Source organism: Streptomyces sp. SID5910 (assembly GCF_009862125.1).
Taxonomy (GTDB): domain Bacteria; phylum Actinomycetota; class Actinomycetes; order Streptomycetales; family Streptomycetaceae; genus Streptomyces.
Map to the genome: position 1 here is coordinate 1 of NZ_WWHX01000111.1, position 287 is coordinate 287.

1 protein-coding gene is annotated in these 287 nt (G+C 71.1%); it reads right to left on the reverse strand.

Annotated features, from left to right (window positions below; genetic code table 11):
* On the reverse strand, window positions 1-263 hold a 263-nt coding region (locus tag GTW67_RS37430; RefSeq protein WP_524539741.1), incomplete at its 3' end, for a CurL C-terminal domain-containing protein.
* Window positions 264-287: the final 24 nt, after the last annotated feature.

Sequence of the window (287 nt, forward strand, 5' to 3'; positions counted from 1 at the left end):
CCCTGACCCGGGAACACGAACACCGCACGGCCATCCGCACCCGCCGCGCTCCCCCACACCACACCTGGAGCCTCACGACCCTCAGCCAGAACCTCAAGGCCGTTCAGTCCATCCAGGACCACCGCGCGGTGCTCGAAAGCCGACCGCGTCGTCGCCAACGACCATCCGACGTCCACCGGCGACACGTCCGCCCGGTCGCGTACGTAAGCGGCGAGCCGTTCCGCCTGCGCTCGCAGCGCCGACTCCGACTTCGCGGACACCACCCACGGCACCACCACCGGCGGCTC